Genomic DNA, 20,491 nt, shown 5'->3' with positions numbered 1-20,491 from the left:
CTCACTCCGCTGCGGTCAGCATCTGCCCGGAGGCGAGGCGCGAGCATTCCGCCATCACGGCGGACGCACGCGCGATTGGGTTGGTCAAATAGAAGTCCTCGACCAGAGGCTTGAACGGCGCCTTCTCGGGCGAGCCGCCCTTGCCCGCCAGCTTCTTGATCTGGTCGGCCGAGCCGGCCTCGATCTGGTCGAGACGGATCAGATGCGGCACGGCCTTGAACACCGCCTGGCGCAGGGCTTGAAGCGAGTCATAGCCGAGCTTCTTGCCGAGTGCTTCCGACAGTGCGCGGATGATCGCCCAGTCCTCGCGGGCCTCGCCCGGCGGGAACGCGGCGCGGCCCGTCATCTGCACGCGGCCTTCGGTGTTGACGTAGATCGCGGACTTCTCGGTGTAGGCGGCCGCCGGCAGGATGACGTCGGCGCGGTGTGCGCCGCGATCACCATGGGTGCCGATATAGACGACGAAGGTGCCGTCAGACGCCTTGATCTCGTCGGCCCCGAGCAGGAACAGCAAGTCGAGCGTGCCGAAGGTCGTCATCTGCGCAGCATTGAGGCCGCCGCTGGTTGCGGCAAAGCCGATGTCGAGCGCGCCGACGCGCGAGGCGGTCTCGTGCAGCACGCCAAAACCATTCCAGCCGTCCTTGACTGCGCCGACATCGAGCGCGAGCTTGGCGCTGGCGGCGAGAATGGCGGCGCCGTCGTGACGGGCGGCCGCGCCCGCACCGACCAGGATGATCGGATTCTCAGCGTTCTTCAGCACGTCCATGAAGGAATGCTTGCCGGCCGCGAGCTCGGCCAGCGTCTCGGTACCGGCACCGAGGTGGTCGAAATCATAGGTCAGGTCGGCCTTGGCACCGATCACGCCGACCTTGAAGCCGCCGGCGCGCCAACGCTTGCGGATGCGGGCGTTGAACACGGCCGCCTCTTTCCGCGGGTTCGCGCCGATGATGAGCAGCGCGTCCGCCTGCTCGACGCCGGCGAGCGTCGGATTGAAGATGTAGGAGCCGCGGCCGAGCGCGGGATCGAAGGCGTCGCCGCCCTGCACCGCCAGATTGCTCGAACCGTATTTGCCGAGCAGGTCCTTCAGCGCGAACATCTCCTCGACGCCGGCGAGATCGCCTGCGATCGCGCCGATGCGCTTGCCGTCGGTGCGCGCCGCCTTGGCGGCGATCGCAGCGAAGGCTTCGGTCCAGCTCGCTGCGCGCAGCTTGCCGGCTTCGCGGATATAGGGCCGGTCGAGACGCTGGGTGCGGAGGCCATCGACCACGTGCCGGGTCTTGTCGGAGATCCACTCCTCGTTCACGGCCTCGTTGATGCGCGGCAGGATCCGCATCACCTCGCGGCCGCGGGTGTCGACGCGGATCGCAGAGCCGACGCCGTCCATGACGTCGATCGACTGGGTCTTGCCGAGCTCCCACGGGCGCGCCGCGAAGGCATAGGGCTTCGAGGTCAACGCGCCGACCGGGCAGATGTCGACGAGGTTGCCCTGCAATTCGGACGTCAGCGCGTGCTCGAGATAGGTCGTGATCTCCATGTCCTCGCCGCGGCCGGTGGCGCCCATCTCGGGCGCGCCGGCGACTTCCGCCGAAAAGCGGACGCAGCGCGTGCACTGGATGCAGCGGTTCATCGAGGTCTTGACCAGCGCGCCGAGATATTTGTCCTCGACCGCGCGCTTGTTCTCGGCGAAACGGCTGGTGTCGACACCGTAGCCCATCGCCTGGTCCTGCAGGTCGCACTCGCCGCCCTGGTCACAGATCGGGCAGTCCAAGGGATGGTTGATCAGGAGGAATTCCATCACGCCTTCGCGTGCCTTCTTCACCATCGGCGAACGCGTCGAAATCTCCGGCGGCTCGCCCTTGGGGCCCGGACGGCAGTCGCGCACGCCCCAGGCGCAGCTCGCGACCGGCTTCGGGCCGCCCTTCACCTCGACGAGGCACATCCGGCAATTGCCGGCGATCGACAGCCGCTCGTGATAGCAGAAGCGCGGAATCTCGGCGCCGGCCGCCTCGCACGCCTGAAGCAGCGTGTACTCGGCGGGGACATCGATCTCTTTGCCGTCGATGATGAGCTTGGTCATGTCTCTTACTCCGCCGCGACCATGTTCACGGGATCGCGGACCCCGATGTCATCGACATCGGCCTTGTGCGAATATTGGTCGATGCGCGCTTCGATCTCGTGGCGGAAGTGCGTGATCAGGCCCTGGATCGGCCAGGCCGCGGCGTCGCCGAGCGCGCAGATGGTGTGGCCTTCGACCTGCTTGGTGACCTCGAGCAGCATGTCGATCTCGCGCTTGTGGGCACGGCCTTCGGCCATGCGGGTCAGGACGCGCCACATCCAGCCTGTGCCTTCGCGGCACGGCGTGCACTGGCCGCAGCTCTCGTGCTTGTAGAAATAGGAGATGCGGGCGATCGCACGGATCAGGTCGGTCGACTTGTCCATCACGATCACCGCGGCGGTGCCGAGGCCCGAGCGCAGCTTGCTCAGGCTATCGAAATCCATCGGCGTGTCGATGATCTGCTCGGCCGGCACCATGCGCACCGACGAGCCGCCGGGGATCACGGCCTTGAGGTTGTCCCAGCCGCCGCGAATGCCGCCGCAATGCTTCTCGATCAGCTCACGGAACGGGATGCCCATGGCCTCTTCGACGTTGCAGGGCCGCTCGACATGGCCGGAGATGCAGAACAGCTTGGTGCCGACATTGTTCGGGCGGCCGATGCCGGCGAACCACGCCGCGCCGCGGCGCAGGATATCGGGCGCAACGGCGATGGATTCGACGTTGTTGACGGTGGTCGGGCAGCCGAACAGACCGACATTCGCCGGGAACGGCGGCTTCAGCCGCGGCTGACCCTTCTTGCCCTCGAGGCTTTCGAGCAGCGCGGTCTCCTCGCCGCAGATATAGGCGCCGGCCCCGTGGGCGACGTAGAGGTCGAACGGCCAGCCGTTGAGATTGTCCTTGCCGATCAGCTTGGCTTCATAGGCCTGGTCGATCGCGGCCTGAAGGCGCTCGCGCTCGCGGATGAACTCGCCGCGGACATAGATGTAGCAGGCATGCGCGTTCATCGCGAAGCTCGCGATCAGGCAGCCCTCGACCAACAGATGCGGATCATGCCGCATGATCTCGCGGTCCTTGCAGGTGCCGGGCTCGGATTCGTCGGCGTTGACGACGAGATAGCTGGGACGGCCGTCGGTCGATTCCTTCGGCATGAAGGACCACTTGAGACCGGTGGGGAAGCCGGCGCCGCCGCGGCCGCGCAGGCCCGAGGCCTTCATCTCGTTGATGATCCAGTCGCGGCCCTTGTCGATGATGTTCTTGGTGCCATCCCAGGCGCCGCGACGCCGCGCACCCTCGAGCCCCCAATCATGGAGGCCGTAGAGGTTCTTGAAGATGCGGTCCTTGTCCTCGAGCATATCAGTGCTTTCCGATCAACGAATGGACTGCTTGTAGGCAAGTCCGGCGGCGCAGACGGCGAAGAACAGCGCCCAGAGCAGACTGGTCTCCTGCGACGCGTTCATGAAGTAACGCTGCAGCAGGAACATGAAGGCAGCCGCGATCGCGGCGTGCATGGCGACGAAGCCCCATTTCTTCACGGCCGCGGTCCCTCCGGTTACGACGAGATCACGCATCAGGTGATCTCCTTGAGCGTGGTCGGTCCGGTGATCGGCGCCGAGAATTGGCGGCCGTTCTGCGGACCGGGCTTGGGCGGATTGCCCGAAGCGAAGCCATCGAGCACCTTGCCGAAGCTTTCCTTGGTCAGGTCCTCATAGGTGTCCTTGCCGATCAGCACCATCGGCGCGTTCACGCAGGCGCCCAGGCACTCCACCTCCTCCCAGCTGAAATTGCCGTCCTTGGAGAGATGGAAGGGCTCGTGATGGATGCGGTGCTCGCAGACGTGGATCAGATCCTCGGCGCCGCGTAGCCGGCACGGCGTGGTGCCGCAGACCTGGACGTGAGCCTTCTTGCCGACGGGGGCGAGCTGGAACATGGTGTAGAAGGTCGCGACCTCCAGCACGCGGATATAGGGCATGTCGAGCATGTCGGCGATGACGCGGATCGCGGCTTCCGACACCCAGCCCTCGTTCTGCTCCTGCGCACGCCAGAGGATGGCGATGACGGCGGAGGCCTGGCGGCCTTCGGGAAATTTCGCGATCTGCTGCCGGGCGAATGCGAGGTTCTCCTCCGTGAACGCAAAGCTCGCGGGCTGGACTTCCTTCGGTGCTAATCGGCGAACGGACATCTCTTCAATCTCTCACTGCATGCGGCGCGCGGACTTGGCATTCAGATTCTTGGCATTCAGATTTTTGGTATCCAGGTTCTTGGCGTTCATGGCCTCGATCCTGTCCTGCCAGAATGCGCTTGCGGTGCCGAAAACGTTGTAGCCGACGTGGGTCGAGACCTTGATGCGGTCGAGGATCGACAGCTCGGTCACGGTTTCCATGCGGTTGCTGCGCGGATCGAACACGATCAGCTTCAGCGGGGTCTGTTCGAGGATGAAGCGCGACACTGCGTGCGAGCGGTCGCTGCCGTGCTCCTCGCACATGATGACGCTGTCGGTCTGCAGCAGGCGGACGCCGCCCTTGATCGCCTCGATCTCGACGCCTTCGACGTCGAGCTTGATCAGGTACTTGCCGGTGGCCGCGACCTTGCCGTCCTCGATCAAATTGTCGAGCGCGATCACCGGCACCTCTTCGCCGCCCGCCGACTGATCGCCGGCGATGCTGAAGGCTTCGTGCTTGGTGCCCGACAGACGCGCGGTGCCGCGCGCCGCGCCGATGGCGCATTTCATGGTCTCGAAGCGGCCAGCGTTGATGCGGGCATTGTTGGCGAGCTTCGAATAGTTCTGGCCCGACGGCTCGATCGCGATCGCCTTGTGCGCGCCGAACGGCTTGCTCGAGACCAGCACCGACCAATAACCGTAATTGGCGCCGCAATCGAGCAGCGTGTAGTCGACGTCGATGGAATCGGCGAACAAGAGCTCGAGCTCGTCCTCGTAAATGTAGGAGCGGTTGAGCAGCTTGCTCCAATAGCCGTCGCCGTAAGGGAATTCGAACACCGCGTCGGGATTGAGCCTGATCGCGATGTTGCGCTCGGGCAGCGTCTTGCGCAGCAAATTCGCGCAGGCGATGTAGCCCATATGCGAGAAGTGCGAAGAGATCTTCGATCCCGTCACCAGCGCCAAGGCAGCCGTCCGCTCCCACAGGTTGGCCCCTTCAAGGGCCCCCGAGGCACGGTCAAACTGGATTGGCGCCTGCGCCATCACCGATCGACCTCTCCGAACACGATGTCGAGCGATCCTAGGATCGCCGACACGTCGGCCAGCAGATGGCCGCGGCAGATGTGGTCCATGGCCTGCAGATGTGCAAAGCCCGGCGCGCGGATCTTGCACTTGTAGGGCTTGTTGGTGCCGTCGGCGACGAGATAGACGCCGAACTCGCCCTTGGGCGCCTCGACCGCAGCGTAGACCTCGCCGGCCGGCACGTGAACGCCTTCGGTGTAGAGCTTGAAGTGGTGGATCAGCGCTTCCATCGAGCGCTTCATCTCGCCACGGCGCGGCGGCGCGACCTTGTTGTCTTCGACGACAACGGGGCCCTTACCGTCAGGCGCGTTCAGCTTCTGGATGCACTGTTTCATGATGCGCACGGACTGGCGCATCTCTTCCATGCGGATCAAATAGCGATCGTAGCAGTCGCCGTTCTTGCCGATCGGAATGTCGAAATCCATCTCGGCGTAGCACTCATAGGGCTGCGACTTGCGCAAGTCCCAGGCCGCGCCCGAGCCGCGCACCATCACACCCGAGAAACCCCATTCCCAGGCTTCCTTGAGCGGCACCACGCCGATGTCGACGTTGCGCTGCTTGAAGATGCGATTGGCGGTGAGCAGACGGTCGAGATCGTCCACAACCTTGAGGAACGGATCGCACCAGGCCTCGATGTCGTCGACCAGCTTCTGCGGCAGGTCCTGGTGCACGCCGCCGATACGGAAATAGGCCGCATGCATGCGGCTGCCCGAGGCGCGCTCGTAGAACACCATCAGCTTCTCGCGCTCTTCGAAGCCCCACAGCGGCGGGGTCAGCGCGCCGACGTCCATCGCCTGCGTGGTGACGTTGAGCAGATGCGAGAGGATGCGGCCGATCTCGCAATAGAGCACGCGGATCAGCTGGCCGCGGCGCGGCACCTCGATGCCGAGCAGCTTCTCGGCGGCGAGGCAGAAGGCGTGCTCCTGGTTCATCGGCGCCACGTAGTCGAGCCGGTCGAAATAAGGGATCGCCTGCAAGTACGTCTTCTGCTCGATCAGCTTCTCGGTGCCGCGGTGAAGCAGGCCGATATGCGGATCGACGCGCTCTACCACTTCGCCGTCCAGCTCCAGCACGAGGCGCAGCACGCCGTGCGCCGCAGGATGCTGCGGACCAAAGTTGATCGTGAAGTTACGAAGATTCTGCGGTTGCTCGTTCATGATCAGACCTTCGGCCCCGCTTTTTCATCGCCCGGAAGCACCGGATAGTCGGCACCTTCCCAAGGAGACAAAAAGTCGAACTTGCGGAATTCCTGGTTGAGCCGGACCGGCTCGTACACCACCCGCTTCTCCTGGTCGTCGTAGCGGACCTCGACGAAGCCGGTGAGCGGGAAATCCTTGCGCAGCGGATGGCCCTCGAAGCCGTAGTCGGTGAGGATGCGGCGCATGTCGGGATGGCCGACGAAGAACACGCCGTAGAGGTCGTAGGCTTCGCGCTCGAACCAGTCCGCGCCCGGGAAGACGTCGATCAGCGAGGGCACCTGCGTGGTCTCGTCGGCTTGCGCCTTGAGCCGGATGCGCGCGTTCAAGGTCGGCGACAGGAAGTGATAGATGACGTCGAAGCGCTTCTCGCGATCCGGGTAGTCCACCGCCGTGATGTCGGTGATGTTGACGAACCGGCAGTTCGGGTCATCGCGGAGGTACTTGACCACCTCGACGATCCTGGCGGCCTCGACGTCCACGGTGAGCTGGTTGAAGGCCAACGAGTGACCGGTCGCGGCGCCCGGAAGCGCGCTAACGATCGTCTGCCCCAGGGCGTCGAGCTTGGCGTCGTCCATGACGTAAAACCTTAGCGTTCGATGGTGCCGGTGCGCCGGATCTTCTTCTGCAGCAGCAGCACGCCGTAGAGCAGCGCCTCCGCCGTGGGCGGGCAGCCCGGCACGTAGATGTCGATCGGCACGATGCGGTCGCAGCCGCGCACGACCGAGTAGGAATAGTGATAATAGCCGCCGCCATTGGCGCAGGAGCCCATCGAGATGACGTAGCGCGGCTCGGGCATCTGGTCGTAGACCTTGCGCAGCGCCGGCGCCATCTTGTTGGTCAGCGTTCCCGCAACGATCATCACGTCGGACTGACGCGGCGAGGCACGCGGGGCGAAGCCGAAGCGCTCGACGTCGTAGCGCGGCATCGAGACCTGCATCATCTCGACCGCGCAGCAGGCGAGACCGAAGGTCATCCACATCAACGAGCCGGTGCGCGCCCAAGTGATGAGGTCGTCGGTCGCGGCCACGAAGAAGCCCTTGTCGGACAGCTCGGAATTGACCTCGAGGAAGAACGGATCATTGGCCCCGACCGGCTTGCCGGTCGAAGGATCCAAAATGCCCTTCGGGGCCGGTGCGATCACCGGACCTGCGGATTGTGTAGCCGGGTTCAATCCCATTCGAGGGCCCCTTTCTTCCATTCATAGGCGAACCCGACCGTCAGCACGGCGAGGAACACCACCATGGACCAGAAGCCGGTCGCGCCAAGCTTGCCGAACGCCACCGCCCAGGGAAACAGAAACGCCACCTCGAGATCGAAGATGATGAAGAGGATGGCGACGAGATAGAAGCGGACGTCGAACTTCATGCGGGCGTCGTCGAAGGCGTTGAAGCCGCACTCGTAGGCCGACAGCTTTTCGGGATCCGGCTGCTGGAACGCCACGATGAACGGCGCAATCAGCAGCACGAGGCCGATCAGGCCCGCTACCCCTATAAAGACGACGAGTGGAAGATAGTTCTGCAGAATGCCGCTCATTGGCGAGCCCTTTTCCCGCAGCCTCGGGACAGCCACGGATTCGTCCGATTTGGAATTATTCTGAGCCTTAGCGCAGTGCACCAATGGGCGCAAGACACGCTCTTTTCAGGCCCTTTGCCGCCCCCAGCACGGTGAAAATCCCGGAATCACCCCGCGGCTGGTATGGAGCAGATCGTCCTACCCAGCAAGGGCTGCCACGGTCTCGCAGGTCAGCCGTTCTGAGATTGCGGCACTCGGGCCGAGCCAGCTATTCGCTGCGCGCTAATCGACCGAATGCTCGGGCTTTTGGTGCGGCAGCGCAGCGCCGCAGGGGGCAACTTCCCCCGTTATCGCGGCGACCGATTTGCCGATCGGCGCGGCCAGGACACCCATGCTGGTGCGGCCGCCTCAGGTGCAGGAAAGACCTGTCCACAGCTCAGAGTAATCGGAGGAGCCATGCGTCATCACAGGACCGGGGCTCGTCCGGCGAATGTGCCCGCGATTGGCTCCAAGCCGGTCGCGGGCGCGGCGGCGACCTGCCGGTCGCTCGCGCCGCGCCCGGATGAGCTTTGGGCCGGGGGGCATGGCCCGCGAGCTCATCGTAACCGCAGATCAGCGGACGCCCAGGTGGAGCCGAGCGAACGTCACGATCGGTTGCGCTTCGTCCCAGAGCCTTCCGGCCCTGCCCTCGCCTGTCCTCACCATTTGTAGGAGACGCTGGCGGTGACGCGCCGACGGTCGCCGTAGAAGCAGGACGTGGCCGACGCGCAGCTTGCGACATAGATCTTGTCGGTCAGGTTGATCACGTTCAGCGCCGTCCGCCAGTTCTGCCATTCATAGTGGAGCGCGAGATCGCCGAGCACGACCGCGGGAACCTCGAGCGTGTTGGCGGTATCGGCCCAGGACGAGCCGATATAGCGGACGCCGCCACCGAAGCCGAACCCTGCGAGCGGTCCGTCCTTGAACGTGTAATCTGCCCACCCAGACACCAGGAGTTCGGGCGTGTTGGTCGGTGTCTTGCCGACGAGCGTCGGATCGAGATCCTTGCTCACAAAGAGATTATAGGCCGTGAAGGCACCGATGAACTTCAGCTCCTTCGTGGCATTGGCCACCGCCTCGAGCTCGATGCCGCGCGAGGTCACCTCGCCAGTCTGGTTCTGCAGGAGTGGAACGCTGCCCGGCACCGTTGTCGGGACATTCTGACGGACAAGGTCGAACGCCGAAACGGTGAAATAGCCGTCAAAACCTCTTGGCGCGACCTTCACGCCGATTTCGGCCTGCTTGCCGGTCTCCGGCAGGAACAGCTGGTTCGACGCATTGAGGCCGATGATTGGATTGTAGCTCGTCGAATAGGAGACGTAAGGCGCGATGCCATTGTCAAAATTGTAGATCAACCCGGCGCGGCCGCTGAATCTGCTGTCGTCACGGCTGCTGACCAAAGCGCCGGTGTCGCGCGCTTCCTGCGTTGTCTCCACCCAGTCGTTGCGGCCGCTCAGCACCAGCGTGAAGTTGCCAAGCTTCATCTGGTCCTGGAGATAGGTGCCGGCCTGCTTCTGAGTGATCAGGAAGTTGCGGAATGGCGAGCCCGGCAACGGAACCTCCGCTCCCCCATAGGCCGGATTGAAGACGTTGATCGAGGGCACACCGAACCCGAAGGCCTGGTAATCGTCGATTTGATAGCCCCGCAGATCGACACCGAACAGCATCGTGTGCCTGACGGCGCCGGTGTTGAAACGATACTCCAGCTGGTTGTCGAGATTGGCCTGATTCGCGGTGTTTTTCGCATACCAGTTATAGCGGCCCATCGTCGCCGTGTTGATGTTGTCCCAGCCGTTGCCGACATAGCCGCGATAGGTGATGTCGACATGCGCAAAGCGCGCGTTCTGACGGAACGTCACATCGTCGGTGAGATGACGCTCGAACTGGTAGCCGAGCATCTCCTGCTCGCGCGTGAACTTATCGACACTGGGATCGCCGACGAAGAAGCTGGTCGGGATCTTGCCGAACGGCGCGCTGGTCACCGTGCCCTGATAGGGCAGGAAGTTGATGCCGCGGGTATCCTGCTTCGAGGCCGACGCCAGCACCGTGAAGGTCGTGTCGGCATCGGGCTTCCACGTGACCGACGGCGCGATGAAGTAGTTGTTGTCAGGTGTGAAGTTGACCTGCGTACCGCCGTTCTGGACCTGGCCGACCACGCGCGCGAACAGCTTGCCGTTATCAGGACTGGTCGCAACCGGACCGCCCATGTCGAAGCTGACATAGGCGTTGCCGAAGTTGTTGACGCCGGTCTCGATGTAACGGATCGGTTCGGCCGGCGGCATCTTGCTGATGACGTTGACGATGCCGCTCGGGCTCGATCCGCCATACAGCACCGCCGACGGACCGCGCAGCACCTCGACACGCTCCATGTTGGGCGTCTGCAGCTTCCAGCTCGCATAGGACGTGTAGAACAGCTGCATGCCGTCGAGGAACAGCCCAATGTCCTCGGACTTGAAGCCGCGGATCAGCCACCAATCGTTGCGCGTGTCCGTACCGAAAGTCCCTGCCCGCACGCCGGCGGTGTAGCGCAGAACCTCGTCGAGCTTGTTCGGCTTCTGGTCGCGGATCTGCTCGGCACCGATGACGGACACCGCCTGCGGCGTCTCCATGATCGGCGTGTTGGTCTTGGTGCCCGACGAGCTGCGGCCGGCGACATAGCCATTCACCGGCCCGCGCGGCGTCTCGACGAAGCCGACGTCGCGCCGTGGCTGCGGCCTGTTCGAGGCAGGGGTCTGCGCCGAGATCCGCGTCGCGCGGCGCTGAGGCGTCGCCGCGGTGCGGCGGCGCGCTTCCGGCGCCGTGACCGTCACCGGCGGAATGTTCTGCGCGCCACTCTGCGCGGAAGATTGTGCAAGCGATGCCTGAGGCATCAAAACCCAAGCGGATGCGGTCGCCAACACGGCCGACCGCAGCATTCCAAGACTGTTCAACGCGCCACCCCAAAGCTGCATGTTTCGATGCGTCATGCCGCCTGTCCCCGGAACGGCATGCGCTCGCGACGACGCTTATGTGAGGGCGCGGGAATTCCCTAATTGAATGCTTCTTAGAAAGACTCTTAGAAGCACTCCAACACTTTGGCCGCTTGAGATGAGCTTAGCCTCCGCCGCCTCGGAGACGTCCTCACTGAGGATCGACATGCCGGGCCTCGGAAGGGCGCTACCCCCCGCCCCGGACGAGCCCCGCCAAGCCGGAGATGAAACCATTTTGCGGAACCCGCGAAACCATCCGGAAACAGACGGCGCTTAGAAGATGAGCCCGTAGACGACGGCAAAGCCCGTCGGGAGGCTCAGATGAACCACTCAATTCATTCTGCTGATCGTGCGACCCACCTGAAGATCGTGGTGGTGGCGCTGGTGGCCGGCATTGCCGTGGCCGGCTTCGGGATTGCGGCCCGCACCCATGCCGATTACAGCCAGACCGCCCAGTCCACCCAGGTCATCAAGGCCGGCAAGCCGGTGGTGGTGACCAGCGCGGGCACGTCCGAGATTCGCTGAACAACCGAAAAGATCCGGTTTGATGCCAAACGGCCGCCTTCAGGCGGCCTTTTCGTTCGGTTTCACCCATGCGACGGCGCCGCGGGGGATGTTGCCTCCGCCAGGCGCGAGAGGAGCGCAATAAGATGCCCGCCGGGCACGGCGGGCATCCGTCTTCGAGATCACTCTACCAGGTATAGCGAAGGCCGGCCTGAGTACCCGCGATCGAGGTTCCGAATCCGCCAACCCCAGGCAGCAGGGGGTCCGGCAAGGTGATGCTGCTGCCATGAACTTCGAGGTAGGACGACAGCTGCGGCGTCCAGAGCACGTTGACCTTTGCGGAACCGCGAAGACCATTAGTACCGATCACGCCGGCCGCAACGGGGACCGCACCTCCAACGGCGCCGGCGCCGCTCGCGTCAACGATCCTGTAGTACTGACCCGAGATCGACGGCTGGATCTTAAAGCCCAGCCAGTCCGTCTCGAAGCCGGCGCGCATGCCACCGTGAAATTCGGTTGAATCGCCCGTCTTGCTGCCGAAATTGGCGGTATAGCCCTCCGAATAGGTTACGCCGACCGTGGGCTCGAACCACACGGTGTAGGGGAAGTCGAACCGGTATTGGCCGTTCCAGGTATAGGCGATGCCGGTGCCGTCCGCGGTCGCGGCAAGGGGAAGATTGGATGTGGTGCGAGTCCAGCTCGCAAGCGCGGTGAAGTCAGTCGAGAAACCGCCGTTGAGATACGACAGGGTGCCGGAAGTCGATGGAATTGAACCATCGGTCGTCAGTCCACCATTCGTGAAGGTGTGCGCCCACGAATGGGAGCCAGTCCCGATGAAGGTCAGCGCGTCGGTTGCAGTGAAGATACCGATCTTGGTCACATCGACTGCGCCGGTCACCGTCGCAACGCTGACCTGGACCCCGCTCGATTGCGCACTGTCGCCACTGCCGACGAGGTTCGCGCCGTAAAGCCAGGTCGCCGGGGGCGGCGCCGCAAGTGCCGGAGCCTTGGCGTAGGCCAGCGCACCGAACGGATTGCTGACACCGCTTGCGGCGAACGGATCACGACGGTCGAAATCCGACTCCTCGCCGCTGAAGCGCAGCATTCCAGGAGGAGCAACGACCCTGCGATGCTGAATCTGGTCGCGGACGTTCTGGATGATGTTCTGAACGGTGTTGTTGATGACTTGCTGCGGAACATTGACCTCCTGTGCGGAGACCGGTCGCGTCGCAAACAGACTAAGCAAAAAAGGTACGGCCACGGCAAAGCCGCGGAGGAGAATTCCTGCCGTCATGGTATTCGATCAGCCCCCTGCTGGTTCAGCCCCGAGCCTTGGCGGGAGGTAAATTCCCGCAAGCTTCAGGCGCCGAATTTATTTGCAAAGCACCCGCGGCGTCTTCACCTGATTGGCTGAATTGGGGGTTCGGCTCCATCAAGCGCGCGCAGCTGATGCTCATTTGCAACACTTTCCCAGGCCGCGCTGCACGCCGAGCAACACGCCCGGATACGAGAAGCAACCCAACGCAGGGGTCGCGCCGATATCCCTCTACTCCACCGTCGAGCGGTTTCGCTTCTTCGTGGCACCACGCTGCGTTGGCGCCTGGCTCAGCTCCGGACTTTTCTTAGGCTTGCCTGCTTCCCGTGCCCGGATGTGCCGCCGCACGTCCTCTCGAACGTTCTGAATGATCGAGTCGCGTGACGATTCGGCCGGATCATTGCAGCGGGCCACGCTGCACAAAGCGACGAGCAGCGGCAGGGCCAGAATCGGCGCACAGGCGAACTTGACTATCCTGGTCATCCGCAGTCTCCGAAGATGTCGCCGGCCTCGGCCGCCTGCGCCATCAACACCAGCGCAGCGCGACTGGTTTCACCGCTCGCGATGTGCAGCCTCTTGGTCGAAGCATCGCCACTCCCGGTTCACGAAATCCTGAACACGGAGGCCTTTGATGTCGTCATCCAGCATCCCTTGATGTAAAATCCACGAACAAGCCGCCTTAGCCCGTTTCTGCGATTTTTCATTTTCTGAGTTTCTGCCGATGCCTGCCCATTTCGGGATTTTCGTTCTCGCAAGCTCGCGTCCCCTCTTCACGTTGCAGGATCTGGCACGCCGGATCGCCGTTCTCAGCTGCGTAGCATTGTCGATGCTCGTTTCGACAATACTGCAGGCGACCGCCGGAGACAGGATCGCGCTCGTTGTCGGCAACAGCAACTATCGCAAGGTCCCAAAACTCATCAACCCGGCCAACGACGCCGCCGACATGGCGACGTCACTGGGTCGTCTGGGATATTCCGTCAGACACCTCGCCGACCTCGACTACAATCATTTCCGGCAGGCCCTCATCGAATTCGGCAATGCGGCGAAGACGGCCGACAAGGCGGTGATCTTCTTCGCAGGCCATGGCGTCGAAATGGACGGAAAGAACTGGCTGATCCCGGTCGATGCCGAAATCAAGTCCGAGATCGATGCCTATGCCGAGGCGATCAATCTCGAGACCCTGATCGATATCTCCGTGATGCCGAAGATCATCGGCCTCGTGGTTCTCGACGCCTGCCGCAACGACCCGTTCGAAACGACGAAGGTCGCCGCCGCGGGACGCGCGGTGTCGTCGCGGCCATCCAAGGCGGCCGCGCCAGTGTCCGGCGCACCCCGTTCCCCGACGCCTTTCGCGGCCGACACGCGCGGTCTTGCCCCTGTCGAGGTGAGCGACAACGTGCTCGTTGCCTTTGCGGCCGCTGCCGGCACGACGGCGAGCGACGGGGCCGGGCGGAATAGCCCCTACTCCGGCTCGCTCCTGCGCCATGTCGAAACGCCGCAACTCGAGATCAACTATCTCTTCCGGATCGTGCACGACGAAGTCTGGAAGGAGACCGGGACACAAGAGCCGGCAATCTACGGGACGCTGCCGAAGGGCGACATCTATCTCAACGGCGAAGCCGACATCGCAAGCGGCGATGGTGGAGCAGATGCCGAGCAGCTCGCCTGGGAGTTCGTCCGCTCGACCAACGAGATCGCGACCTTGCGCCGTTTCGCCCAGCAATTCCCGGCGAGCGCGCATACGGCCGAGATCGACCAGCGCATTGCGCAGTTGCAGACGGCTGAAACGAACGCCTGGAAGATCGTCGAGCGACAGAAGTCGCTCGCGGCCTACCGCGCCTATTTGGATCTCTATCCGTTTGGCGAGCATGTCGAGAGCGCCCGGGTCGCGCTGGCTTCGCTCGAGAAGTCGGCTAAGCCGGGCCAAGCCACCGGGCAGATCGACATGCCCGGTCCGCCACCGGCGAGCTATCAGCTCGCCTCGGCCGAGACGACCACCGGCAATTCGGAGGCAGTCGAGAAGGCATGGGATGTCCTGAAGGAATCACGCGACAAGAGCGTGGTTGGCCGGTTTGCCGAGCGCTATCCGAGCTCGCGCCATAACCGCCTGCCGCCGGGCAGCGACCTTGCCCTGCGACCGGTCAATTCCACCGAGCTGATGCTGCAATCAGCGCACGACAGCGACGTGAACGCCTGCTTCGACGGCGATTCCGGGGCGTGCGCCAGATCCATCAAAAAATACCCCGACTACGTCCAGCTTCAATTCCAGCTTTGCCGGTCCAAGGGCAATCCCAAGGGATGCATGATCAACGCGGTGACCGAGGCGCGCCGGCGCGGGCTGCTGGTTTCCGCCTACACCCGCTCGGAAGAGGAAAAGGTTCGCAATCGCGAATATCGGCGAGTGGTTGCACGCGTGAACCAGAATGTCGGCAATGTGGTCAGCGGCGTCGTCAGCAACGTCGTCGGCAACGTGGTCAGCAATGCCGTTTCGACTGCGGTCAGCAATGCCGCGTCGAGCGCAGCAAGCCGGGCGGCATCGCAGGCGGCATCAGCCGCAGCGTCGAACGCTGCCAGCCGATCAGCCTCGAGCGCTGCATCAAGCGCGGCCAGCAGAGCGGCCTCGACTGCCGCTTCGAATGCCGCGAGCCGCGTCACCATTCCATCCGACATCCGCCTCAAGGAGGACATTACGGCACTCGGCTGGACCGATACTGGCCTCCGCCTCTATCGCTATCGATACAAGGGCGATGCGAGGTTCTATGTCGGCGTGATGGCGCAGGAGGTCGCGCGGCAGACTCCCGCGGCGGTGTCGTCTGGAGTGGACGGGTTTCTGCGCGTCGACTATGGTCTGCTCGGCCTCGATTTTCTCACCGACCGCGACTGGATGAGGCGGCAGCTCCGTTCGGGCATCGACTAAGGGACGCGACTCCAACTTGCGCTGGCTGGCACTGTTCATTGCCATCGGGCTTCTCTTCGACGCCGAAGCAGAAGCTTCCAACCGCCGTGTCGCCTTGGTCATTGGAAACGCGAGCTACGCGAACGCGCCGCCGCTCGGCTCTCCCGTCAATGATGCCGAGGACATTGCCGCGGGTCTCGCCGGCCTCGGCTTCGATGTCGATCTGCGCAAGAACACGACCATCGACGATCTGCGCGTGGGGCTCGTCGCCTTCACCGAGAAGTCCGCCGCTGCGGACATCGCGATCTTCTATTTTGCCGGATACAGCGCAGCCGCCGGTGTCGGCAGTTACCTGATCCCCGTCGATGCGCATCTCGCCACACCTGAATCGGCCAACGCAGAGACCGTTCCCCTGGCTGCGGTGACCGCTGCCGCAGGGCGGGCTCGCAGGCTGGGTCTGGTGATCCTGGATGCCATGCGGGAGAACCCGTTCCCTGCGATACCGAATGGCCGCAGCAGCAGCTCTTCCCTGACCTCAGCCGGAAGCACACCGATCCGCAACACGCTCGTGTTCTTTCCAGCGGAGCCGGGGCGGACCGCGGAAGAAGGCGAAGGCCGCAACAGCCCTTTCGCTGCGGCGCTGCTGAAATACCTCCGGCAGGCCGACCTCGAGATCAACTTCGTGTTTCGCAACGTTCGCGACGAGGTTCGGCAGGCAACGCACCGGAAGCAGACGCCCTACATGTATGGTCAGCTTTCCAAGGACAAGATCTATCTCCATCCCGTCAAGCAAGTCGTCCAGGACGATACCGCCGTCATGCAGCACTGCGACAACGCCGTTGCCGGGCTCGCGGATTTGAGGGCAGCCGGCGCCGACCAAGGCGAGACGCGCGACAATCTAAAGGCGGCGAGCGCGGTTGCGGCGTGCGCGGAGGCGGTCAAGCGGTGGCCAGGGGCGGACCGCCTGCACTACCAGCTCGGGCGTTCATTGTTCGCCATGCGCGATTACGGAGGAGCGGTGGCGAGCTACAAGGCGGCATCCGAGCTCGGCAACGCACGCGCGCTCTACGAGCTCGGATTGATGTACGAGAACGGCAACGGCGTCGAGAAAGATCCCGCCCGCTCGCGCTTCTACTATGAGATGGCCGCCGAGAAGAAGATTGCGCCAGCACTCGTCAGCCTCGGCCTACAGCAGGAGCGTGGAATCGGCGCGGCCAGCGATCCCGCAAAGGCCTATGCGTTGTACCAGCGGGCCGCCGAGCTCGGCGATGCGACGGCCGTCAACAGGATGGGGGAGCTTGCCGAGAAGGGACTGGGAGCCAGGCGAGACCTGAAATTGGCTCGGGCGCTGTACCAGAGGGGCGCCGCGATGGGCGGACTCGAAGCCCTGGTCAATCTCGCCCGGTGCAACGCCAACGGAATCGGCGGCCGACGGGACCTTGCCGAGGCCAGGCGGCTCCTGGCCAAGGCAGCGCAGGCCGGCAGCACCGACGCACGGCGAATCCTCGCGCATATCGAGGAGTCCAAGCCGAAATAGACGAATTCTGGCGGGGAGGAAGCGATCGGGATGAAACAGCAGTCCAAGCGGCGCTTTTGGCTGCAAAAGACAGCAACTATTTGATCCATCTGCCAAAAATGGCGCGAGAGACGGGGCTCGAACCCGCGACCTCCGGCGTGACAGGCCGGCGCTCTAACCAACTGAGCTACTCCCGCGTGACACGCAATGTCTGCGGAACGAGGGGGGACTTAAAGGCCCGATCTGGTGAAGTCAAGGATGTTGCATCCACAGCTCAAACCAGCGGATTCCACTGCTGGCACACACGAACGCGGCCCTCGGTAACGCCGGCGGCGTAGTCAGTCCGGTCCCGAATCGTCTACGCCTCCGGGAACTTGCGGGTCAGGGGCCATCTCCCTCTGGACGATCTGCAAGATCGAGGAGGCCAGACATGGCTAAGAAGGATCCGGCTAAGAAGGATTCTGCGAAGAAGGCAGCCGCGCCCGCCACGATCACGCTCAAGCACCTCGCCGCCGACATTGCCGAGCGCCAGGATGTCTCCAAAAAGCATGCCGAGGCCGTGCTGACCGACATGGTCGATCTGATCACCAAGCACCTCAAGAAGGGCGACCGGGTCCGCATCGTCGGCCTCGGCATCCTCCAGGTCCGCAAGCGCGCCGCCCGCACCGGCCGTAATCCTTCCACCGGCGAAGCGATCCACATCAAGGCCACCAGGAAGGTCGCGTTCCGCCCGGTGAAGGAACTGAAGGAAGCGATCTGAGGCCGCTAAAGCCCGCCCCCGAGCCCGTTGCGGCCGCATCACGGCCCGCTTTTCTGATATACCGCCAGCTTCAAGAACACCCGGCGGTTTGACCAGAATGTCCTCCCTCTCCTTTTCGCATACCGTGACCGCGCGCTTCCTGCGCTACGTCACCATCGACACCCAGTCCGATCCGGCATCCCCCAGCTCGCCGTCGACCGAGAAGCAGAAGGATCTCGGCCGCGTGCTCGCTGCCGAGCTGAAGGCCATGGGCGTTGTGGACGCGCATCTCGACGATTACGGCTACGTCTACGGAACGATCCCGGCCAACACCGACAAGAAGGTGCCGGTGATCTGCTTCTGCTCGCACATGGACACCTCGCCCGACGTCACCGGCAAGGACGTCAAGCCGCAAATCGTGAAGAACTATCGCGGCGGCGACATCGTCCTGCCCGGCGACACCAGCCAGGTGATCCGCTTCAATGAGCACCCTGCGCTGAAGAACCAGATCGGCAACGACATCATCACCACCGACGGCACGACGCTATTAGGCGCCGACAACAAGGCCGGCGTCGCCGAGATCATGGATGCCGCGCATTTCTTCATCAACAATCCCGACGTGAAGCACGGCACCATCAAGATCCTGTTCACGCCGGACGAGGAGATCGGCCGCGGTGTCGATAATGTCGACCTGAACAAGCTTGGCGCCGATTTCGGTTACACCATGGACGGCGAGAGCGCCGGCTGCGTCGAGGACGAGACCTTCTCGGCCGACGGCGCCACCATCACCATCAACGGCGTCAGCGCCCATCCCGGCTACGCCAAGGGCAAGATGGAGCACGCGATCAAGATCGCCGCCGCCATCGTCGAGCGCCTGCCGAAGGAGGGCTGCTCGCCCGAGACCACCTCAGGCAAGCAGGGTTTTCTGCATCCGATCGGCATCGACGGCGCGCTCGAACAGGCGACGCTCTCCTTCATCGTCCGCGACTTCACCGAGGAGGGGCTAAAGGAGAAGGAGGCGCTGCTCGAGGGCATCGTCAAGGACGTCATGAAGGACTACCCGCGCTCGACCTACACGTTCGAGGTCAAGGAGCAGTACCGCAACATGAAGCAGGTGATCGATCGTCACCCGCACGTGCTCGAATACGCCATCGAGGCGATCCGCCGCGCCGGCCTGCGCCCGATGCGCACCGCGATCCGCGGCGGCACCGACGGCTCGCGCCTGTCCTTCATGGGCCTGCCCTGCCCCAACATCTTTGCCGGCGAGCACGCGTTCCATTCGCGGCTCGAATGGGTCAGCCGGCAGGACATGGAGAAGGCGGTGCAGACCATCGTGCATCTGGCGATGATCTGGGAAGAGAAGGCCTGACGCTTCCTGAAGAGTCGAATATGGCCGGGCTTGTGCCCGGCCATTTCCATTTGGTTGAGGGGCCTACGGCACCGGCATTGCGCGCGGGTTGCGGTGGAAGCGGTTGGCGCTCGCCATCCAGTTCGGCAACGGCTCTCCATCGCGATGGCGTCCGCCGGCAACCGCCGCGGCCCAGGCCACTGCGGCGCCGATCAGGGTCGCGGCTGCGACCGAGAACGCCACGATGATCGAGTTGCGCCGCGCGCGGTTGATCGCCGTCTTCGCGTCTGCGATCAGGGCGTCAACGCGCTTTTCGGCGTCGGGGGCCGCCAGTCCCGTGACCGCGGCGACCTGCTGCACGAGGTACGTCCGGTCATCGGCGGCGACGCCGCTGTGGCTGGACGACGTCATCAGGATACGTCCGGCTTCGGCGCGCGCTTCCCTTAGGTCGGTGTTCGGAGCGCGGCGCGGCGCGCGGAACAGCTTGTCGAGCTCATAGCTCAACAGGGGCTCGGCGGCCGAGGTGTTGCTCGCCGAGCTGCGCATCGGGGAACGGTCGATCGCGGCAGCGCCGAGAAGGGCCAGCAGCGCGGCGCCGGCCAGGACTGCCAGCGCCCAGGCGGTCAACCCGTGAAGCCCGTCCCGCCGCTCGCCGTCATCCTCGATCGTTGCGAGCGCGGGCTCGGACCGGGTGGTCCGGCCGGCGACGTAACCGCCAAATCCAAAACTGACGATCGCCTGGATGATCAGATAGAGCCCGGAGAGTAGCGCCAGCGCCGCCGACGCATCGCGCCAGCTCGGCGAGGCCGAACTGACACCGAGGCCGACCGCGACACCAAAACCGATCAGGATGAACGACATTGCACTCGCAGCAAGCGCGCCCGCGAACACCGAGCTCCACTGGATGGTTCGAGGCGCCTCAACTGCCAAGCCGCCTTCCATGACCTCTTCCCGCATCAGAGTCTCGACCGTCATCGCGGCGCTCTCAGCGCAGGCCGAAGAACGACAGGATCGCCATGATGACGACGATCAAGCCGATCAGATAAATCAGTCCGTCCATTGTCCGTCCTCCTCAGTTTCTTCTCTCGCTAATCGCGAGGTATGAGGAACGTTCCAAATTGGACAGATCGTATGGAACGAACTTGGAGGATGCGGGTTGT

General features: G+C 63.8%; 18 protein-coding genes and 1 tRNA gene. 5 read left to right on the top strand and 14 right to left on the bottom strand.

What is annotated here, in order from left to right; genetic code table 11:
• Position 1: 1 nt before the first annotated feature.
• The 10 genes from nuoG to ACTEK7_RS01290 all read right to left on the bottom strand — a co-directional run bounded on the left by nuoG (position 2) and on the right by ACTEK7_RS01290 (position 10,959).
• On the bottom strand, positions 2 to 2,077 hold the full coding sequence (nuoG, locus tag ACTEK7_RS01335) for an NADH-quinone oxidoreductase subunit NuoG (protein ID WP_225147166.1): 2,076 nt from the start codon (positions 2,075 to 2,077) through the stop codon (positions 2 to 4).
• Positions 2,078 to 2,082: 5 nt separating this feature from the next.
• Positions 2,083 to 3,408 carry an NADH-quinone oxidoreductase subunit NuoF gene (gene nuoF, locus ACTEK7_RS01330; RefSeq protein ID WP_036025343.1) on the bottom strand — a complete coding sequence of 442 codons (1,326 nt, stop codon included), beginning with the start codon at positions 3,406 to 3,408 and terminating at the stop codon, positions 2,083 to 2,085.
• Positions 3,409 to 3,423: 15 nt separating this feature from the next.
• Positions 3,424 to 3,624, bottom strand: a complete 201-nt coding sequence (locus tag ACTEK7_RS01325; protein WP_050991808.1) for a hypothetical protein — start codon at positions 3,622 to 3,624, stop codon at positions 3,424 to 3,426.
• Positions 3,624 to 4,235 carry an NADH-quinone oxidoreductase subunit NuoE gene (gene nuoE, locus ACTEK7_RS01320; RefSeq protein ID WP_225147167.1) on the bottom strand — a complete coding sequence of 204 codons (612 nt, stop codon included), beginning with the start codon at positions 4,233 to 4,235 and terminating at the stop codon, positions 3,624 to 3,626. Before nuoE ends, ACTEK7_RS01325 begins: the two co-directional genes overlap by 1 nt.
• A 12-nt stretch (positions 4,236 to 4,247) precedes the next feature.
• Positions 4,248 to 5,255, bottom strand: a complete 1,008-nt coding sequence (locus ACTEK7_RS01315; RefSeq protein ID WP_225147168.1) for an FkbM family methyltransferase — start codon at positions 5,253 to 5,255, stop codon at positions 4,248 to 4,250.
• Positions 5,255 to 6,451 (bottom strand): NADH-quinone oxidoreductase subunit D, encoded by a 1,197-nt coding sequence (locus tag ACTEK7_RS01310; RefSeq protein WP_036010192.1) that lies wholly within the window; start codon positions 6,449 to 6,451, stop codon positions 5,255 to 5,257. The genes ACTEK7_RS01315 and ACTEK7_RS01310 overlap by 1 nt, the downstream gene beginning before the upstream one ends.
• Before the next feature lie 2 nt (positions 6,452 to 6,453).
• A complete protein-coding gene (locus ACTEK7_RS01305; RefSeq protein WP_057029443.1) occupies positions 6,454 to 7,068 on the bottom strand; it encodes an NADH-quinone oxidoreductase subunit C in 615 nt (204 codons plus the stop codon).
• 11 nt (positions 7,069 to 7,079) lie between these two features.
• Positions 7,080 to 7,670 (bottom strand): NuoB/complex I 20 kDa subunit family protein, encoded by a 591-nt coding sequence (locus tag ACTEK7_RS01300; RefSeq protein WP_036025347.1) that lies wholly within the window; start codon positions 7,668 to 7,670, stop codon positions 7,080 to 7,082.
• Positions 7,661 to 8,026, bottom strand: a complete 366-nt coding sequence (locus ACTEK7_RS01295) for an NADH-quinone oxidoreductase subunit A (protein ID WP_008136158.1) — start codon at positions 8,024 to 8,026, stop codon at positions 7,661 to 7,663. The genes ACTEK7_RS01300 and ACTEK7_RS01295 overlap by 10 nt, the downstream gene beginning before the upstream one ends.
• A gap of 677 nt (positions 8,027 to 8,703) precedes the next feature.
• Positions 8,704 to 10,959, bottom strand: coding sequence for a TonB-dependent siderophore receptor (locus tag ACTEK7_RS01290; protein ID WP_225147213.1), 2,256 nt, complete (start codon positions 10,957 to 10,959; stop codon positions 8,704 to 8,706).
• Positions 10,960 to 11,334: 375 nt separating this feature from the next.
• Here ACTEK7_RS01290 and ACTEK7_RS01285 point away from each other — a divergent pair, with 375 nt between their 5' ends.
• On the top strand, positions 11,335 to 11,538 hold the full coding sequence (locus ACTEK7_RS01285; protein WP_036010204.1) for a hypothetical protein: 204 nt from the start codon (positions 11,335 to 11,337) through the stop codon (positions 11,536 to 11,538).
• A gap of 166 nt (positions 11,539 to 11,704) precedes the next feature.
• Here the strand turns inward: ACTEK7_RS01285 and ACTEK7_RS01280 are convergent, their stop codons facing one another.
• Together ACTEK7_RS01280 and ACTEK7_RS01275 are read right to left on the bottom strand one after the other, a co-directional pair.
• On the bottom strand, positions 11,705 to 12,811 hold the full coding sequence (locus tag ACTEK7_RS01280; protein ID WP_225147169.1) for an autotransporter outer membrane beta-barrel domain-containing protein: 1,107 nt from the start codon (positions 12,809 to 12,811) through the stop codon (positions 11,705 to 11,707).
• A 252-nt stretch (positions 12,812 to 13,063) separates the two neighbouring features.
• Positions 13,064 to 13,315, bottom strand: a complete 252-nt coding sequence (locus ACTEK7_RS01275) for a hypothetical protein (RefSeq protein ID WP_225147170.1) — start codon at positions 13,313 to 13,315, stop codon at positions 13,064 to 13,066.
• A 343-nt stretch (positions 13,316 to 13,658) separates the two neighbouring features.
• Here ACTEK7_RS01275 and ACTEK7_RS01270 point away from each other — a divergent pair, with 343 nt between their 5' ends.
• On the top strand, positions 13,659 to 15,749 hold the full coding sequence (locus tag ACTEK7_RS01270) for a caspase family protein (protein WP_225147171.1): 2,091 nt from the start codon (positions 13,659 to 13,661) through the stop codon (positions 15,747 to 15,749).
• 16 nt (positions 15,750 to 15,765) lie between these two features.
• Positions 15,766 to 17,265, top strand: a complete 1,500-nt coding sequence (locus ACTEK7_RS01265) for a caspase family protein (protein WP_225147172.1) — start codon at positions 15,766 to 15,768, stop codon at positions 17,263 to 17,265.
• 99 nt (positions 17,266 to 17,364) lie between these two features.
• Here the strand turns inward: ACTEK7_RS01265 and ACTEK7_RS01260 are convergent.
• Positions 17,365 to 17,441 (bottom strand) — tRNA-Asp (locus ACTEK7_RS01260).
• A gap of 233 nt (positions 17,442 to 17,674) precedes the next feature.
• On the opposite strand from ACTEK7_RS01260, the gene ACTEK7_RS01255 reads away from it, so the two are divergent.
• Complete coding sequence (locus tag ACTEK7_RS01255; protein ID WP_036010212.1) at positions 17,675 to 18,004, top strand: HU family DNA-binding protein; 330 nt, start codon at positions 17,675 to 17,677, stop codon at positions 18,002 to 18,004.
• A gap of 97 nt (positions 18,005 to 18,101) precedes the next feature.
• The gene (gene pepT, locus ACTEK7_RS01250) at positions 18,102 to 19,352 is read left to right on the top strand and encodes a peptidase T (RefSeq protein WP_225147173.1); all 1,251 of its coding nucleotides are present in this window, start codon (positions 18,102 to 18,104) and stop codon (positions 19,350 to 19,352) included.
• A gap of 63 nt (positions 19,353 to 19,415) precedes the next feature.
• Here the strand turns inward: pepT and ACTEK7_RS01245 are convergent, their stop codons facing one another.
• Entirely contained in the window at positions 19,416 to 20,306 is an 891-nt protein-coding gene (locus tag ACTEK7_RS01245; protein ID WP_036010217.1) for a hypothetical protein, read from the bottom strand.
• Between the last annotated feature and the right edge of the window lie 185 nt (positions 20,307 to 20,491).

The sequence above is a fragment of the Bradyrhizobium sp. JHI2711 genome, assembly GCF_056156565.1.
The sequence above is the reverse complement of the archived record's forward strand: the minus strand, read 5'-3'. Positions and strand labels throughout refer to the sequence as shown.

Bases quoted from the DNA above. Each gene is read 5' to 3' on its own strand.
- ACTEK7_RS01255 (WP_036010212.1), top strand. From the start codon at position 17,675: ATGGCTAAGAAGGATCCGGCTAAGAAGGATTCTGCGAAGAAGGCAGCC.
- ACTEK7_RS01325 (WP_050991808.1), bottom strand. From the start codon at position 3,624: ATGCGTGATCTCGTCGTAACCGGAGGGACCGCGGCCGTGAAGAAATGG.
- nuoE (WP_225147167.1), bottom strand. From the start codon at position 4,235: ATGTCCGTTCGCCGATTAGCACCGAAGGAAGTCCAGCCCGCGAGCTTT.
- ACTEK7_RS01305 (WP_057029443.1), bottom strand. From the start codon at position 7,068: ATGGACGACGCCAAGCTCGACGCCCTGGGGCAGACGATCGTTAGCGCG.
- ACTEK7_RS01300 (WP_036025347.1), bottom strand. From the start codon at position 7,670: ATGGGATTGAACCCGGCTACACAATCCGCAGGTCCGGTGATCGCACCG.
- ACTEK7_RS01275 (WP_225147170.1), bottom strand. From the start codon at position 13,315: ATGACCAGGATAGTCAAGTTCGCCTGTGCGCCGATTCTGGCCCTGCCG.
- nuoF (WP_036025343.1), bottom strand. From the start codon at position 3,408: ATGCTCGAGGACAAGGACCGCATCTTCAAGAACCTCTACGGCCTCCAT.
- ACTEK7_RS01295 (WP_008136158.1), bottom strand. From the start codon at position 8,026: ATGAGCGGCATTCTGCAGAACTATCTTCCACTCGTCGTCTTTATAGGG.
- ACTEK7_RS01285 (WP_036010204.1), top strand. From the start codon at position 11,335: ATGAACCACTCAATTCATTCTGCTGATCGTGCGACCCACCTGAAGATC.
- pepT (WP_225147173.1), top strand. From the start codon at position 18,102: ATGTCCTCCCTCTCCTTTTCGCATACCGTGACCGCGCGCTTCCTGCGC.
- ACTEK7_RS01315 (WP_225147168.1), bottom strand. From the start codon at position 5,255: ATGGCGCAGGCGCCAATCCAGTTTGACCGTGCCTCGGGGGCCCTTGAA.
- nuoG (WP_225147166.1), bottom strand. From the start codon at position 2,077: ATGACCAAGCTCATCATCGACGGCAAAGAGATCGATGTCCCCGCCGAG.
- ACTEK7_RS01280 (WP_225147169.1), bottom strand. From the start codon at position 12,811: ATGACGGCAGGAATTCTCCTCCGCGGCTTTGCCGTGGCCGTACCTTTT.
- ACTEK7_RS01290 (WP_225147213.1), bottom strand. From the start codon at position 10,959: ATGCTGCGGTCGGCCGTGTTGGCGACCGCATCCGCTTGGGTTTTGATG.
- ACTEK7_RS01270 (WP_225147171.1), top strand. From the start codon at position 13,659: ATGCTCGTTTCGACAATACTGCAGGCGACCGCCGGAGACAGGATCGCG.
- ACTEK7_RS01245 (WP_036010217.1), bottom strand. From the start codon at position 20,306: ATGACGGTCGAGACTCTGATGCGGGAAGAGGTCATGGAAGGCGGCTTG.
- ACTEK7_RS01310 (WP_036010192.1), bottom strand. From the start codon at position 6,451: ATGAACGAGCAACCGCAGAATCTTCGTAACTTCACGATCAACTTTGGT.